Origin of the sequence: Hafnia alvei (genome assembly GCF_964063325.1) — a bacterium.
In the GTDB taxonomy this organism is placed as follows: domain Bacteria; phylum Pseudomonadota; class Gammaproteobacteria; order Enterobacterales; family Enterobacteriaceae; genus Hafnia; species Hafnia alvei_B.
The window spans coordinates 4,693,555-4,707,515 of sequence record NZ_OZ061315.1 but is presented as its reverse complement, the minus strand read 5'-3'; the positions used below and the strand labels follow the sequence as shown (position 1 = coordinate 4,707,515).

The 13,961-nt window shown below is 53.1% G+C and carries 13 protein-coding genes; 6 read left to right on the top strand and 7 right to left on the bottom strand.

The window, feature by feature from the left end:
• Nucleotides 1–6 precede the first annotated feature (6 nt).
• From AB3Y96_RS21820 to yihU, 7 genes are read right to left on the bottom strand one after another with little or no spacing between them, the layout of a single operon-like run.
• A complete protein-coding gene (locus AB3Y96_RS21820; RefSeq protein WP_367300202.1) occupies nucleotides 7–1,389 on the bottom strand; it encodes an MFS transporter in 1,383 nt (460 codons plus the stop codon).
• A 13-nt stretch (nucleotides 1,390–1,402) separates the two neighbouring features.
• Nucleotides 1,403–2,275 carry a sulfite exporter TauE/SafE family protein gene (locus AB3Y96_RS21815; RefSeq protein ID WP_072307148.1) on the bottom strand — a complete coding sequence of 291 codons (873 nt, stop codon included), beginning with the start codon at nucleotides 2,273–2,275 and terminating at the stop codon, nucleotides 1,403–1,405.
• 2 nt (nucleotides 2,276–2,277) lie between these two features.
• Nucleotides 2,278–4,314, bottom strand: coding sequence for an alpha-glucosidase (locus tag AB3Y96_RS21810; RefSeq protein ID WP_367300201.1), 2,037 nt, complete (start codon nucleotides 4,312–4,314; stop codon nucleotides 2,278–2,280).
• Nucleotides 4,315–4,351: 37 nt separating this feature from the next.
• Entirely contained in the window at nucleotides 4,352–5,224 is an 873-nt protein-coding gene (locus AB3Y96_RS21805) for an aldose-1-epimerase (protein WP_367300200.1), read from the bottom strand.
• A 15-nt stretch (nucleotides 5,225–5,239) separates the two neighbouring features.
• A complete protein-coding gene (gene yihS, locus AB3Y96_RS21800; protein WP_072307151.1) occupies nucleotides 5,240–6,481 on the bottom strand; it encodes a sulfoquinovose isomerase in 1,242 nt (413 codons plus the stop codon).
• A gap of 15 nt (nucleotides 6,482–6,496) precedes the next feature.
• Nucleotides 6,497–7,372: a sulfofructosephosphate aldolase gene (gene yihT, locus AB3Y96_RS21795; RefSeq protein WP_072307152.1), complete on the bottom strand. Its 876-nt coding sequence runs from the start codon at nucleotides 7,370–7,372 to the stop codon at nucleotides 6,497–6,499.
• Between the two features lie 27 nt (nucleotides 7,373–7,399).
• Nucleotides 7,400–8,284, bottom strand: a complete 885-nt coding sequence (gene yihU / locus AB3Y96_RS21790; RefSeq protein WP_072307153.1) for a sulfolactaldehyde 3-reductase — start codon at nucleotides 8,282–8,284, stop codon at nucleotides 7,400–7,402.
• A 164-nt stretch (nucleotides 8,285–8,448) separates the two neighbouring features.
• Here yihU and AB3Y96_RS21785 point away from each other — a divergent pair, with 164 nt between their 5' ends.
• The 6 genes from AB3Y96_RS21785 to chbR all read left to right on the top strand — a co-directional run bounded on the left by AB3Y96_RS21785 (nucleotide 8,449) and on the right by chbR (nucleotide 13,854).
• A complete protein-coding gene (locus tag AB3Y96_RS21785) occupies nucleotides 8,449–9,345 on the top strand; it encodes a sugar kinase (RefSeq protein WP_072307154.1) in 897 nt (298 codons plus the stop codon).
• Between the two features lie 34 nt (nucleotides 9,346–9,379).
• The gene (locus AB3Y96_RS21780; RefSeq protein WP_072307155.1) at nucleotides 9,380–10,183 is read left to right on the top strand and encodes a DeoR/GlpR family DNA-binding transcription regulator; all 804 of its coding nucleotides are present in this window, start codon (nucleotides 9,380–9,382) and stop codon (nucleotides 10,181–10,183) included.
• A gap of 604 nt (nucleotides 10,184–10,787) precedes the next feature.
• On the top strand, nucleotides 10,788–11,111 hold the full coding sequence (locus AB3Y96_RS21775) for a PTS sugar transporter subunit IIB (protein WP_072307156.1): 324 nt from the start codon (nucleotides 10,788–10,790) through the stop codon (nucleotides 11,109–11,111).
• Between the two features lie 123 nt (nucleotides 11,112–11,234).
• Nucleotides 11,235–12,593: a PTS N,N'-diacetylchitobiose transporter subunit IIC gene (gene chbC, locus AB3Y96_RS21770; protein ID WP_025799595.1), complete on the top strand. Its 1,359-nt coding sequence runs from the start codon at nucleotides 11,235–11,237 to the stop codon at nucleotides 12,591–12,593.
• 62 nt (nucleotides 12,594–12,655) lie between these two features.
• Nucleotides 12,656–13,003, top strand: coding sequence for a PTS N,N'-diacetylchitobiose transporter subunit IIA (chbA, locus tag AB3Y96_RS21765; RefSeq protein ID WP_072307157.1), 348 nt, complete (start codon nucleotides 12,656–12,658; stop codon nucleotides 13,001–13,003).
• A gap of 14 nt (nucleotides 13,004–13,017) precedes the next feature.
• Nucleotides 13,018–13,854 (top strand): transcriptional regulator ChbR, encoded by an 837-nt coding sequence (chbR, locus tag AB3Y96_RS21760; protein ID WP_139130864.1) that lies wholly within the window; start codon nucleotides 13,018–13,020, stop codon nucleotides 13,852–13,854.
• Nucleotides 13,855–13,961: the final 107 nt, after the last annotated feature.

Sequence of the window (13,961 nt, the reverse complement as noted above, 5' to 3'; positions counted from 1 at the left end):
GTTATGTCAGGCCAGCCGTTTGCGGGTTTCTATCTCCTCAACGATGCGCACGTACATTTTTTCGTTGAGGTTATAGAAGCAGCCCATGGCCACAATGGTGACCACCGCCAGCGCGCAGGGCCAGATGAAGATCAGCTCCCGCAATCCTTCGACGGTTCGGGCAGATTGAACCACGTTAGGCACATAGCCGATTTGCGTTAACATCAGGCCGGGAAAAAAGCCCGCCAGCGCCTGAGAGACTTTGCGAAAGAAGGTGAAACCGGTGTAAACCGTGCCTTCCGAACGCACGCCGGTGCGCCATTCGCCATATTCCACGGTGTCGGACACCAGCGCCCAGTTCAGGCTGTTGACGAACGCCGAACCGAAAAATGCCAAGCAGGAAAACGCGACAAAGCTCACCGAACTGCCGCCCAGCGTGTAGTTCAGCACATCGCCAGCCACCCAAATCAACAACCCGCCGATGTAGACCTTTTTCTTGCCGAAGCGACGAACCGCGCTGGGCATCAGGAATACGCCGATGAAAATACAGCCCATGCTGAAGAACCCCATCCACGAAAGCAGGATCGGGTCGTTGAGCACGTACTGGGTGTAATAAACCTGAATGGCAAGTTTGACGTTGAACGCCCCCAGCGTACACAGGTTGGCGATGCAGAGAATAAACAGCGGGCGGTTTCCAGCGATAGCGCGAAAAGAGGCGAGCAGCCCTGGTTTTTGCGCGCTATTCGCCGGTTGCGCTTCGACGTAGCGCTCTTTCACGCCGGAATAACAGCCCCACATGCACAGCAAACCGCACAATGAGAACAGCGTGGCCGCGAAGATATAGCCGCGCTGCGGATTGCCCTCCATCAGGTTCATCACTGGCACAAAGCCCACGGTACACAGCAGCAGGCCTAGCGTTGCCCCGCCCTGACGCCACGCCGCCAACGACGCACGTTCATGCGGATTTTTGGTGATCGCAGGCACCATCGCACCGTAAGAGCAGTTCATCATGCTGAATACCAGCCCGTACAGCATGAACAGCAGCGTCGCCACCACGGTTTTTCCGCCGATCTCAAACGGCGTGCCGACAAAATTGGCGATCGCCAGCAGCGTGACCGGGAACGCGGCATACAGCACAAACGGGCGGAATTTGCCTTTCGGCCCAATGTTGCGGCGCGAATCGAGCATGATCCCGGTGCCCATATCGGTAAACGCGGTAAAGAATTTCGCCACCAGGAAGATGATCCCGCCGTAGGTGCCGGGCAGCCCCAGCACGTCGGTGTAGAATTTCAGCAGATAAAGCGTGCCGATATCCAGCAGGATATTGGAGCCTAAATCCCCCATCCCATAGGCAATTTTCTCTTTTAACGGCAGGCGTAATTTGGCCGGATCGCTGTGGTTCTCAGTCATTATCTGTTCCCCATTAAGCCTGATTTGCCGCGCGAATAGCCGCGACCTTTTTGCCAAACAGCAGATGCAGCACCAGCAGCAAACCAAAGGCAGGCAACAGCGCGCTCAATGCGGAAATCCCCGTCGCACCTTTGATAAGCATCGCGCCAGAGGCAATCAACAGCAAGAAGACCATTACCCTGAAGATGTTCACCGGGATGCGTTTATGTACGTACTGCCCAACCAGCGAGCCCAGGATCATCGTCGGTACGCAGAACAACACCAGTTTAAGAGTGGACACGGTCAGAATGCCGCTGGTGGCCAGACCGCCGATAATGGCGATATTGTTGGCGGTGAAGAAGGCGTTGAGCGTGCCGCGAAAAGCGGCAGGGGCCAGATTTCGCAGCATGCCGTAAATCACCACCGGCGGCCCGTTGGTGGAAAATGCCGAGCCTAACGCCCCGGCAATCGCGCCAATCGGCATCGCAATCCAGTTTTTGTCATAAACCGGCAGGCGGGGAATAAACAGGCTGTAAAAGGAGTAGAGGATCAGGAACGCGCCGAGGCCAATTTTCATGATGTGATCGGGCAGATAAGAGAGCGCATAAAGGCCCACCGGAATACCGGCAAAGGAGAACAGGATCAGCACCAGCGCTGATTTCCAGTTGGTTTCCTTGCGCGACAGCCACGTGGCATACAGCGCCGTTGCCGTGCCGACAATCACCGACATCGGTGCGGCCATTTTTAGCGGCAGCAACAGCGTCACTAGCGGCATGGTGGTCAGCGCACCGCCAAACCCGGCGCAGATCCCGACAAAGGTGTACATGAACATGATGGCAATCACGATAGCCACAACGCCCGCATCCAGCTGAATACCGTCAGGCGTAAACAGAGTGAAGAAATCCATGGTTATTCTCCGTGTGGCAGGGCGCAAAGCTGGCTGAAAAGCGGCTGCCATTCGCTGTCTGCACGATAAAAGACCGGCGGCTGGCCGAGCGGCGCGGCAACCGTCACTTCACCGCCGTGATACGCTTTGCCCGTCCACGCGTGGATCCATTTATCCTCCGGCAGATACAGGGTCCAGTCGCTGCGCCCCTGTTCATGAACCGGGGCTACCAGTAAATCGCGGCCCAGCAGATACTGGTATTTCAGGTCATAGCTGCGGGCGTCGTCTTCGTAATGCAGGAACAGCGGGCGCATCACCGGCAAACCGCTTTTCGCGTTTTGTGCCACGGCCTGTTTGAGATAAGGCTTCAGGGTGGTGAACACCGTGGTCATGCGGGCAAAATGGGCGATGGTTTCCGCGTCGCTGTCGAACTGCCAGTTATCGCCGGGGCGATTGCCTTCGTGGGTGCGCATCATCGGGGTGAAGGCGCTGAAATCACACCAGCGCAGCAGCAGTTCTTTACTGCGTTTCATGTCGAACAGCGTGGTGTAGCCGCCAATGTCGCTGTGATGCAGGCCGTGGCCGCTCATGGCGAGGGAAAGCGCTGCCGGGATCACCGAGGCCAGACCATCATCGAGGCTCCAGTCGACGTTCTGATCGCCCGCCCACATCATCAGCGAATGTTTCTGGCTGCCGGTGTAGCCCGCGCGCATAAAGAACAGAACGTCGCCGAGCTTGCCAGTTTCTTCCAGCGCGTCGTAGTTGCACTTCGCCCACAGCGCAGGCCAAGCGTTATGCATGATTTCCGCGCTCACGCCGTTATGCAGGAAGGTATCGGTCGGCAGATATTCGCCGAAATCGGCCATCCAGCCGCCGCAGCCCAGTTCGATCAGGTTCTTTTTAATGACGTCTTTGTACCAGCCGTAGGCTTCCGGGTTGGTGAGATCGATAACGCCGGCGTAAAACTCGCCGAACTCCACGTGATAGTCGTTGCCCGCCGCGTCTTTGGTCAGATAGCCGCGTTGCGCCGCCTCTTCGCACAAATCACGATCGCTGGCGACATAGGGGTTGATGTAGGTGAGATACTGCACGCCTTCCTGTTTCCATTGGCCGATCCGCTGATCCAGCTGCGGATAAAGCTCCCGGCTCCATTTCCAGTTCCACATCACGCGCTTGCCAAAGGAGGTCATGCGAATGCCGGACCAGTCCTGCGCCCAGATGCCGTTGACCTTCACCCCGGCGTTGCGCATGGTGTCGAGTTTTTGCTGGCAAATATCCGTCCCGCCCTGAATGCCGAGCGTCACGCCGTCGTAAACCCAGTCCGGTAGCTCCGGCTGACGGCCCAGCAAGGCGGTGAGTTTTTCCAGAATTTCGACGTAGGTTGCCGCACATTCGAAACGAATCGTGGCGTTATCTTCCCAAAACGCCAGCTCGTGAAAGCCCGGATCGCTGAAGTCGAAATTCATATAGCCGCTGTTATCGACGTGGCAGTAGTACTTTTGCGTGCTGACAAATGTCGGCTGCGGGAAGAAGGTCCAATAATAGTCGCCGCCCGCGTTCTCTTTGCAGTCGGCAAGCCAGGTCACGTGGGTTTTCTTGTTGCGCCCCACGCCCTGCTCGCTGGTCCACAGCGGGAAAGGTTTACCGCGCAGATCGAAATAGGAGAACTGTTCGCCGCAGCCGTAAATGTGATCGTCTGGGTTTGCCGCTAGACGCAGCCAGATGCGGTTATGACTGGCGTTATCGTTATGCAGCTTCAGCGTCAGACGGTGGCTGTCGTCGAAGCCGACCGCTAGGGTGGCGTTGATTTCGCCACGGGAAAAATGAATCGCCCAGCCCGCGCCTTGTTTCATCACTGCGACGTCCGTCAGGGCAATTTTTTCGTTCAGCTTGTCCTGAATGCTGAAGTTGCCGCGGAACATCTCGATATCCGCCGTTCCGCTGCCAACCCACAGGCAGGGTGCCTGACGGGTATGGCGCAAAATAAGACGCCCCTCAAACGACAGCGAGAAGCCATCGTCGAGCGTTACCAGTTTCACTTCAGGGTATTGCGAAGTCATTGTGACCTCCGTTGTAGGGTAAAGGATGATTGTTGTTTTAGTTATTTACGCCGATGTTAAAGCTCAGCGAGTGGGTGTCGTCCGGTGCGAGTTGCACCAGATCGAGACCTGAATTAAACGCATCCGGCGGGCAGCTCATCGGTTCGACGGCCAGCCCTTTTCTGGCGAGTTTTTCGCCCGAATAGACCTGAAGCCACGGTTGGTTGGAGCGCAGCCGGACGGACATCTCGGTGGGCGGATGAACCAGCCTGACTTCCCACGGGGCGTCATCCCGCCGTGCCTCAAAGCTGTGATCGATCTGCGTGGTGCCGATTCGCCGCTGCGTCTGAAAATCGAGTTTGGTGTTGGCAAAAAACGTTAAGGTCTGAATATCAAATAGGTTGCTGGTGGGTAACTGCAGTTCGCAGCCATCAACGCATTGCAGATTGCAGGTGAGATAGGGGTGAACGCCTGCGCCGTAAGGCGCAGTGACGTCCCCGATGTTTTTGCTGAGAATGCGGGCGCTCAGACCCGTATCCTCGTCAAGCTGATACGTCACTTCGCAAGCAAGCATAAAAGGGTAACCATAGGTTGGCGGTAAAAAGGCCGACAGCGTTACGTGGGTTGTGGAGCGTTCAACAACCTGCCAGTTGTGCCACGCCAGCAATCCGTGGATGGCGCTATTCCCAGCGCGATCGTTGATCGCGGGGGTAAACGTTTCGCCATCGAATTGATAACGTCCACTGGTGATGCGATTGGGCCAAGGGATTAGCACCTTCCCCAAATGCGCCAACGGCATCTCTTCCGGTGGGTGAGGTATCACCACGTGGCGACCACGATGGGTTAACGCAGCGATCCCCGCGCCCACCGTGACAATTTTCGCCTGATACTCACCGGCAGCCAGCGCGATAGTCATCCCACTTTTATGCATGCTTTTTCCCTCGCTTTATTTTGCTAGGCTGTCCAGCAAGCCGGCAGCGACAGCTGGTGCCAGCCCCGGAGCCAGCGGCAGACGTGGGATCACCAGACAGTGCAGCAGATGATAAATATCCTGCTTACCGTCCCAGACTTTGGTGGTGACTTCGTTGTTGGTGTCGAGCTCCTGCCACCATGAACCGTTCTCGTAATCCATCAGGTACTTGATGCAGTACTCCCACCAAGTCTGATACCAAGTTTCGTATTGCTGATCGCCGGTGACGGTCCACAGCGCATAGGCGGTACCCATCGCTTCGACAATCGGCCAGCGCACGCGCTCGCGCACAATCGGCTTGCCGTCCCAGCCGACGGTGTACACGATGCCGTCTGCGCCATCCGGTGCCCAAGCGTCGCGAATGGTGGCGTGGAACAGCCCTTTCGCATCTTCCAGCAGCCATTCCGGCGGTGTTTCAAAGCGGGCTTCCAGTGCGGCGCGCAGGTGCAGCATCAGGCGGCCCCACTCGATCCAGTGCCCTGGCGTGCCGCCATAGGCGCGGAAGCGGTGGGCCGGATTCTCTTTGTTGTAATCGCGGATAGGATTCCAGTGGGTGTCGAAATGCTCGTTAACCCGGTACTCGCCTTTGCGGGCGACGTCGTGAATGATCACCGAGGCCACGCGCAGCGCGCGGTCGAGCCATTTACGGTCGTGGGTCACGTCATACACAATCAGGAAGGCTTCCACCGCGTGCATATTGGCGTTGCCGCCGCGATAGTCTTCGGTTTTGCTGAAGGCTTCGTCCCAGGATTCCAAGCACATCTGCTCTTCTTCACTCCAGAAGTACTTCTCAATGATTTCAATGGTTTCATCGAGAAGCTGGCGCGCGGCAGGGTGGCCGGTGGTGACAGCGCTTGCCGCCCCGAGCAGCACGAAGAAGTGCTGATAGCCTTGCTTGGACGCATCGATAACGCCTTCGTCATTCACGCAGGCGTACCAGCCGCCATATTTTTTATCGCGCAGCGCACCGTTGAGCGCGTTGATGCCGTGATCGACCAGCGCATAAGCGCCCGGACGGCCCATTCCTGCGGCAACGGAATAGGTGTGCAGCATGCGGGCGGTGATCCACAGATGGGTGCCCTGATCGGTTTTAATCTGACCTTTATTGCCGAGCCAGCCGAAGCCGGTCGGTACGGCGGCATTCTTGCCGAATTCAAAAATTCTGTCCGTTTCCTGCTCGAGCCAACGGTTATGACTCAGGGTATTAAACCATTTCATCGAAATATCCTTTTATTAGCGGCGGGCCATCATTTCGTCGACGATCTCGCCTAAACGTTGCAATTTCGGCGCTGAAACGTCGCTCAGCATCAGTTCGGTATCCGGCAGGCCCACCACGGAGGACCACACCGCCCGTCCGGCCAAGAAACCGGAAGCTCCGGCCTGCATGGCGACACGCACGGCGCGCGGAAACAGTTTTTCATCGACGCCGGAAGAGAGGATCACCCACGGCATGCTGATTTGTTCATTCAGCTTCTGCGCGGCCAGCAGCAGCTCGCTCTGCGCACCTTTGCCGAACAGAGGCATTTCCCCTTTGTAGAGATCGGCGCCGCAGTTCCCGAGTTCTTTGGCCGCATCGACAATCGCCTGTTCGCGGTCGAATTTGTCGCCACGGCGCGGCGGGCGAACCACCGGCTCGATAATGCTCAGCAGGCCGTGGCTGTGGCACAGCTGATTAAACTCACGCACCATGTGCAGGCGCTGCTGTGGATCTTCGTCGCTGCGCCATAGCACCAGCAGCTTCAGGGCTTTCGCGCCGTCGAGCCGGGCTTTTTGCGCGTCAACGTTTTTGTCGATGATCACGCTGTCGACGGGGATGCCGTTGCCGGGGATGAAAGCGTCGGCGGCGACGATCATTGCGCAGTTTTTGGCGACTGCCTGCTGCTCAACAATCTGGTGATAGCAAAATTGCTGATCGACCAGCACCGCCGAGGCAAACGGCGACAGCGTTTTGGCTGCGTTCACTTTGAAATCCGTGAGATGTTGATCGGTGACTGGCCCTTTTGCGCCTGCCGCCGCGAACATCATCCGCATGGCTTCGCGCTGATCCACGGCCAGCATCGCAAAACCGCCAGAAGGACGGGCAATCTCTTTCAGGGTGTACTGCGTCATGGTTAATTCCTTGTTGATACGTAAAAATCAGTGGTGAAGCCCCGCGCTGGCGCGGACCTGCTCCAGAATGGCGGACCAGTCTTCGCGCCCGCGTCCGGCAGCTCTGGCCTGGTTGTAAACCTCGCGGGAGGCCGCGCCGAGCGGCATCGGGACGTGCAGTTGATTGGCAACGTCGAGGGCGATACCCAAATCTTTGTGGGCCAGATCGATCATGAAGGCTGGGGAGAGGTCGCCTTTGAGCACTTTGTTGGGCCAAGTGGTGGTGAAATGGCCTTTTCCGGCGGCGGTGCCGCTCATCACGCTGAGCGCAACGTTAAGATCAAGACCCAAAGCCTCGCAGAGCGTGGCGGCTTCGGCGGAAAGCGCATTCAGGGCAATGCTCATGTAGTTGTTGATAAGTTTCACGCGGATGCCCATCCCCGGCCCGCCGGCGTTGATAAGCTCGCTGCCCATCGCCATCAGCACCGGCGTGGCGCGTTTGACCTGCTGTTCGGTGCCGCCGGCCAGTAAAAGCAGCGTGCCGGAAATGGCGTTATCGGACGTGCGGCCTACCGGCACGTCCATCAGGCTGAAACCGCGCTCAGCCATCTCAGCAATCAGCTTGTCGGTTTGCAGCGGGTGAATGGTCGACATATCGATAACCAGCGCCTGCGGCGATAAGCCTTCGCAAACGCCGTTTTCACCGAACAGCACCGAGCGCACCAGATCGCCGTTTGGCAGCATGGTGATGACAAATTCGGCTCCCTGCGCCGCCTGTGCTGGCGATGCGCTGGGCCGCGCTCCTTTGGCTTCCAGTTTTTTGACGGTCAAGGGATCGACGTCATAAACCTGAAGCGAATGCCCCTTGCTGAGCAAATTGCTCGCCATCGGCGTGCCCATCTGCCCCAGTCCGATAAATGCGATGACCGACATACTGTTCTCCTGCTGGTGGTGTCATGTTTTGTCAAAAATTGCGCGTTTGTGTTGTCTGTTTTTGATCGTATTTGTAATTAATGGTCAAAAAATTGACAGCCGTCACTTTTTAAACAATTGGTCAAATTAAAATCACGGTAGGACTTAACGAGGAAGGAAAAACTATGATTCGCATTGCTTGTGTCGGAATTGCCGTGATGGATAGGATCTATTACGTTGGGAATTTGCCTACGGAAGGGGGAAAGTATGTGGCGAACAACTATCGGGAAGTGGGCGGCGGCCCAGCAGCCACAGCCGCTGTTGCTGCGGCAAAGTTGGGTGCGCAGGTGGATTTTGTCGGCCGCGTGGGCGACGATGATACGGGAACCAGCTTGTTACAGGAGCTGGAGTCTTTTGGCGTAAATACCCGTTACACAAAGCGTTTCCAGAACGCCCGATCATCACAATCTGCCATCGTAGTGGATGCTCAGGGAGAACGTATCATTGTGAATTACCCAAGCCCTGATTTGTTGATGGACGCCAGTTGGCTGGACGATATCGACTTCAGTCAGTGGGATGTCGTTTTGGCAGATGTACGCTGGCATGACGGAACGAAGAAAGCCTTTACCCTAGCAAAAGCGGCGGGGGTTATGACGGTGCTGGATGGCGACATCACCCCGCAGGATATCTCTGATTTGGTTCGTCTTAGCGACCATGCGGTTTTTTCCGCTCCAGGTTTACGTCGAATGAGCGGCGAACAGGATTTGATGATCGGCTTAAAACACTCAAAAACGATCACAAATGGACATGTGTATGTGACTAATGGAGCCGAAGGCTGTTTCTGGCTTGAGAATCAAGAAATTGCGCACCAGTCGGGCTTTTCTGTGGATGTGGTGGATACCACTGGTGCAGGAGATGTGTTCCACGGCGCGTTCGCTTTCAGTCTGGCTCAAGGCGTGGCGGGCGCAGAGGGGATTCGCTTTGCCAGTGCCGTTGCGGCGCTGAAATGTACGCGCCCAGGCGGTCGCGCAGGTATCCCTGACTGTGATCAAACCCGCTCTTTTTTGTCACTTTATGTATAGAATGCAGGATGAGATGGTTTTCAGAGGACAATCCATGAGTCTTACCGAACTGACCGGTAACCCGCGCCACGACCAGTTGCTGACGCTGATTGCCGATCGCGGGTACATGAACATTGATGAGCTGGCGCAATTGCTGGATGTATCCACGCAAACGGTGCGTCGCGATATTCGTAAGTTAAGCGATCAAGGATTGATCACGCGTCACCATGGTGGTGCCGGACGTGCTTCCAGCGTGGTGAATACCGCATTTGAACAGCGCGAAGTCTCATGGACGGAAGAGAAAAAGGCGATCGCAGAGGCGATTGCTGACTATATACCCGACGGCTCAACCATTTTTATCACCATTGGTACCACCGTTGAGCAGGTTGCCCGGGCGCTGCTAAACCATAATCACCTGCGCATCATCACTAACAGCCTGCGGGTGGCGCACATTCTTTATAAGAATCCGCGCTTTGAGGTGATGGTACCGGGCGGCACGCTGCGGGCGCACAACGGTGGAATTATCGGCCCGGCTGCCAATGCGTTTGTTGCAGGCTTTCGTGCAGATTATCTGGTGACCAGCGTAGGTGCCATTGAAAGTGATGGTACTTTGCTGGAGTTTGATGTGAACGAAGCTAGCGTGGCACAAGCGATGATGGCACATTCTCGGCACCTGCTTCTGGCCGCCGATCATACCAAATATCACGCTTCTGCGGCGGTTGAGATAGGGAACGTGGCGCAAATGACAGCGCTGTTTACGGATGAAACACCAGGCATTGCGCTACACAACCTGCTGAAAGCCAATCAGGTTGAGGTGGTGGAGGTGAGCGTAGGAAGCGACGAAATGGCTGAGGCCTGATCGTTTTTACGTGCCAGCCATTGTTATAAAAATTAAAGCCGCTGACATCAGCGGCTTTTTTGTCAGTGATACATGAGAAGTTGTATTTCACGCTGAAGCGGTAACATGCGCAGTACGACTCAACACATTAGAACGTGATGTCTTATTTGTCGCTAACCTTATAAACCCTATTTTGTTTAGCGTTTTTCACTGCTTTGTTCCAGCCATCTTTTTTCTCAGCCAACAATAACGATGTTCTTACCTTCTGTTCTTGCCGCAGGTTTTGGCTTTCCTTTAGGGCATGATGGCTCGGATAGCGCTTGAAATAGGTGAATGAGGTAAGGTGGACGGGAGTGACTCCGTAGGATTATGCCTACCGTGCATCACCCCAATCTTATTTATTTCCGCGAATTATTTGCCCAGAATGTGAAAAGGGTCATAGGAAGTGGTCAAGGAGAGACGATTTTTGTTAGTTCTGAATTACCCCACTCTAAAGTGATGTCGTATACTCGATTCAAACAGGGACAACTCGTCATTTTTGTTGATTGGCAGTAGATGAGTTCTCACCGGTTAGAACGCAGACGTTGTCAGGTCCGCAATCTATATAGGATATGAGGGTTTCATAATGGAAAAGAAAGTCATCTATTTATTTTGTTCCGCCGGAATGTCCACCTCTCTGCTGGTTTCTAAAATGAAGGTACAAGCAGAGAAATATGAAGTACCGGTCATTATTGAAGCATTCCCTGAAACACTGGCTGGTGAGAAGGGCGGCGTGGCAGATCTGGTTCTGCTTGGCCCACAAATTGCGTACATGCAGCCAGAGATCCAAAAGTTATTACCGGGCAAACCCGTTGAAGTGATTGATTCTGTTCTGTACGGCAAAATCGATGGATTAGGTGTATTGAAAGCTGCGGTTGCAGCAATCAAGAAAGCAGCAGCAAGTCAGTAATTTTTTATTTTAGTTATTTATTATTTTAATTCTTATTAAGAATTTTTAAGTCAAAGAGAAATCCAGTCAAAGAGCGAATTTCATATTCTGGCCGCCGAATGGCGGCATTAAAGGAAAATACCAATGAGTAAAACCATTGATTCACTTGAAAAGATACTTCTTCCTTTTGCCGTCAAAATAGGTAAACAACCCCACATTAACGCCATTAAAAATGGCTTTATCAAGTTAATGCCGCTGACCCTTGCGGGGGCCATGTTCGTTTTAATTAATAACGTATTCCTAAGCTTTGGTGATGGTTCATTCTTTTATTCCCTCGGTATTCGTTTAGATGCTTCAACGATTGAAACACTCAACGGATTAAAAGTTATTGGCGGCAACGTTTATAACGGTACCCTAGGGATTATGTCGCTGATGGCGCCCTTCTTTATTGGGATGGCGTTAGCCGAAGAGCGTAAAGTTGATTCGCTTTCAGCCGGTTTATTATCCGTTGCGGCGTTTATGACCGTAACCCCTTACAGCGTGGGTGAGGCCTATGCAGTAGGCGCGAACTGGTTGGGTGGCTCGAATATTATTTCCGGTATGATTATCGGACTGGTAGTTGCCGAAATGTTTGCGTTTATTATTCGCAGAAATTGGGTTATCACCTTGCCAGATAGTGTGCCTTCTTCTGTTTCTCGCTCATTCTCTGCATTAATTCCTGGCTTTATTATCCTGTCTATCTTCGGGATTATTTCTTGGCTGCTGGGATTATACGGCAACAACTTCCACCAGATTATTATGGACTCCATCTCCAAGCCTCTGGCGTCGATGGGCAGCGTAGTAGGCTGGGCTTACGTTATTTTCAACTCCCTGCTGTGGTTCTTTGGTGTACATGGTTCTCTGGCGCTGACCGCGTTAGACAACGGCATCATGACGCCTTGGGCACTGGAAAACATCGACCTGTACAAGCAATACGGCTCTGTCGAAGCGGCGATTGCAGCGGGTAAAACCTTCCACTTCTGGGCTAAACCAATGCTCGACTCCTACATTCTGTTAGGGGGTTCTGGGGCGACGTTGGGTCTGATTATCGCCATCTTCATCGGCTCACGCCGTGCAGACCACCGCCAAGTGGCTAAGCTGGCGTTGCCGTCAGGCATCTTCCAGATTAACGAACCGATCTTGTTTGGTTTGCCGATTATCATGAACCCAGTGATGTTTATTCCGTTCGTGCTGATTCAGCCGATTCTGGCAGCCATCACGCTGGCGGCGTACAGCATGGGCATTATTCCTCCGGTGACTAACCTTGCACCGTGGACCATGCCTACCGGACTGGGTGCATTCTTTAACAGTAACGGCAGCATCGCTGCGCTGTTGGTCGCTTTGTTCAACTTGGGTGTCTCAACGCTGGTCTACATGCCTTTCGTTATCCTGTCTAACAAGGCGCAGGCGATAATTGAAGAAGAAGAAAGCGAAGAAGATATTGCGAACGCATTGAAATTCTAATCTTACCGTTGGCGGGGAGAACATCCTCCCCGCAGTTAGCGGCCCCGTTATGGAGAGTTAAAATGTTTGATTTAGAAAGCATTGTTGATACCGAAGAGGAATTACAGGATCTGGAAGAAGTGGTGATGGGGCTCATTATCAATTCTGGACAGGCTCGCAGCTTGGCCTATGGCGCACTGAAAAAGGCCAAAGAAGGTGATTTCGAACAGGCTAAAGAGTTGATGAACCAGTCTCGTTTGTCGCTGAATGAAGCGCATCTGGTGCAAACCAAGCTGATTGAAGGCGATCAGGGTGAGGGTAAAACCAAAGTCAGCCTGATTCTGGTTCATGCGCAAGATCACCTGATGACATCGATGCTGGCTCGTGAACTGATTGCAGAACTGATTGAGGTTCATGAGAAAATAAAATAACGTAGAGAATTATTATGCAGCCATCGGTACTGAGCATGGAAATTAAGACTGCACGTGAAAATCAGCTCTTCGACGGTCAGAATTTTCACATGTTTATCTACAACAAAGTAGAAAGCATTTCAGGGCTGCATGAGCACGATTACTACGAGTTTACGGTGGTGCTGACAGGTCGATATTACCAAAATATCAATGGAAAAAAGGTGCTGTTGGAACGTGGTGACTTTGTCTTTATCCCACTAGGATCGAACCATCAAAGTTTTTATGAGTTCGGTGCCACGAGAATATTAAACGTCGGGATTAGCAAAGCGTTTTTCGAGCAGAACTATTTATTTTTATTGCCTAATCGATTTGTGGCATCACAGGTTTACCAGATAAAAACCGAGTTCCTAACGTATATAGAGTCTGTTATTTCCTCTCTTAACTTTAGGAACGGCGAATTTAATGAGTTTCTTGAAGTGGTGACGTTCTATATCGTAAACCGTTTACGTCATCACAGAGAAACTGAAGTTATCGCCGACGTGCCTGATTGGCTTAAGAATGCGGTAGAAAAAATGCATGACAAGGCGATGTTTGGTGATAAGGCCTTGGCAAATATGGTGGAGCTATCTGGAAAATCGCAGGAGTATCTGACCCGAGCAACCCAGCGGCACTACGGAAAAACGCCAATGCAGATCATTAATGAAATACGCATTGATTTTGCCAAGAAACAGCTGGAGATAACCAATTACTCGGTCGCGGATATTGCATTTGAATCCGGTTATAGCAGCCCGAGTATGTTTATTAAAAACTTTAAAAAACTAACGTCGTTTACACCGAAAAATTATAGAAAAAAATTGTGCAGTATTAATTAATCTATGTGTGAATTAATGTGGACTGATCCTTATAAGACAGCCTTCAATCATTCACATATACCCTAATAACAATAATGACAGAAAAAACGTTGGTTTTTTAAACGCGC

Coding starts and splice junctions, on each gene's coding strand:
- AB3Y96_RS21820 (WP_367300202.1), bottom strand. CDS start 1,389: ATGACTGAGAACCACAGCGATCCGGCCAAATTACGCCTGCCGTTAAAA.
- AB3Y96_RS21815 (WP_072307148.1), bottom strand. CDS start 2,275: ATGGATTTCTTCACTCTGTTTACGCCTGACGGTATTCAGCTGGATGCG.
- AB3Y96_RS21810 (WP_367300201.1), bottom strand. CDS start 4,314: ATGACTTCGCAATACCCTGAAGTGAAACTGGTAACGCTCGACGATGGC.
- AB3Y96_RS21805 (WP_367300200.1), bottom strand. CDS start 5,224: ATGCATAAAAGTGGGATGACTATCGCGCTGGCTGCCGGTGAGTATCAG.
- yihS (WP_072307151.1), bottom strand. CDS start 6,481: ATGAAATGGTTTAATACCCTGAGTCATAACCGTTGGCTCGAGCAGGAA.
- yihT (WP_072307152.1), bottom strand. CDS start 7,372: ATGACGCAGTACACCCTGAAAGAGATTGCCCGTCCTTCTGGCGGTTTT.
- yihU (WP_072307153.1), bottom strand. CDS start 8,284: ATGTCGGTCATCGCATTTATCGGACTGGGGCAGATGGGCACGCCGATG.
- AB3Y96_RS21785 (WP_072307154.1), top strand. CDS start 8,449: ATGATTCGCATTGCTTGTGTCGGAATTGCCGTGATGGATAGGATCTAT.
- AB3Y96_RS21780 (WP_072307155.1), top strand. CDS start 9,380: ATGAGTCTTACCGAACTGACCGGTAACCCGCGCCACGACCAGTTGCTG.
- AB3Y96_RS21775 (WP_072307156.1), top strand. CDS start 10,788: ATGGAAAAGAAAGTCATCTATTTATTTTGTTCCGCCGGAATGTCCACC.
- chbC (WP_025799595.1), top strand. CDS start 11,235: ATGAGTAAAACCATTGATTCACTTGAAAAGATACTTCTTCCTTTTGCC.
- chbA (WP_072307157.1), top strand. CDS start 12,656: ATGTTTGATTTAGAAAGCATTGTTGATACCGAAGAGGAATTACAGGAT.
- chbR (WP_139130864.1), top strand. CDS start 13,018: ATGCAGCCATCGGTACTGAGCATGGAAATTAAGACTGCACGTGAAAAT.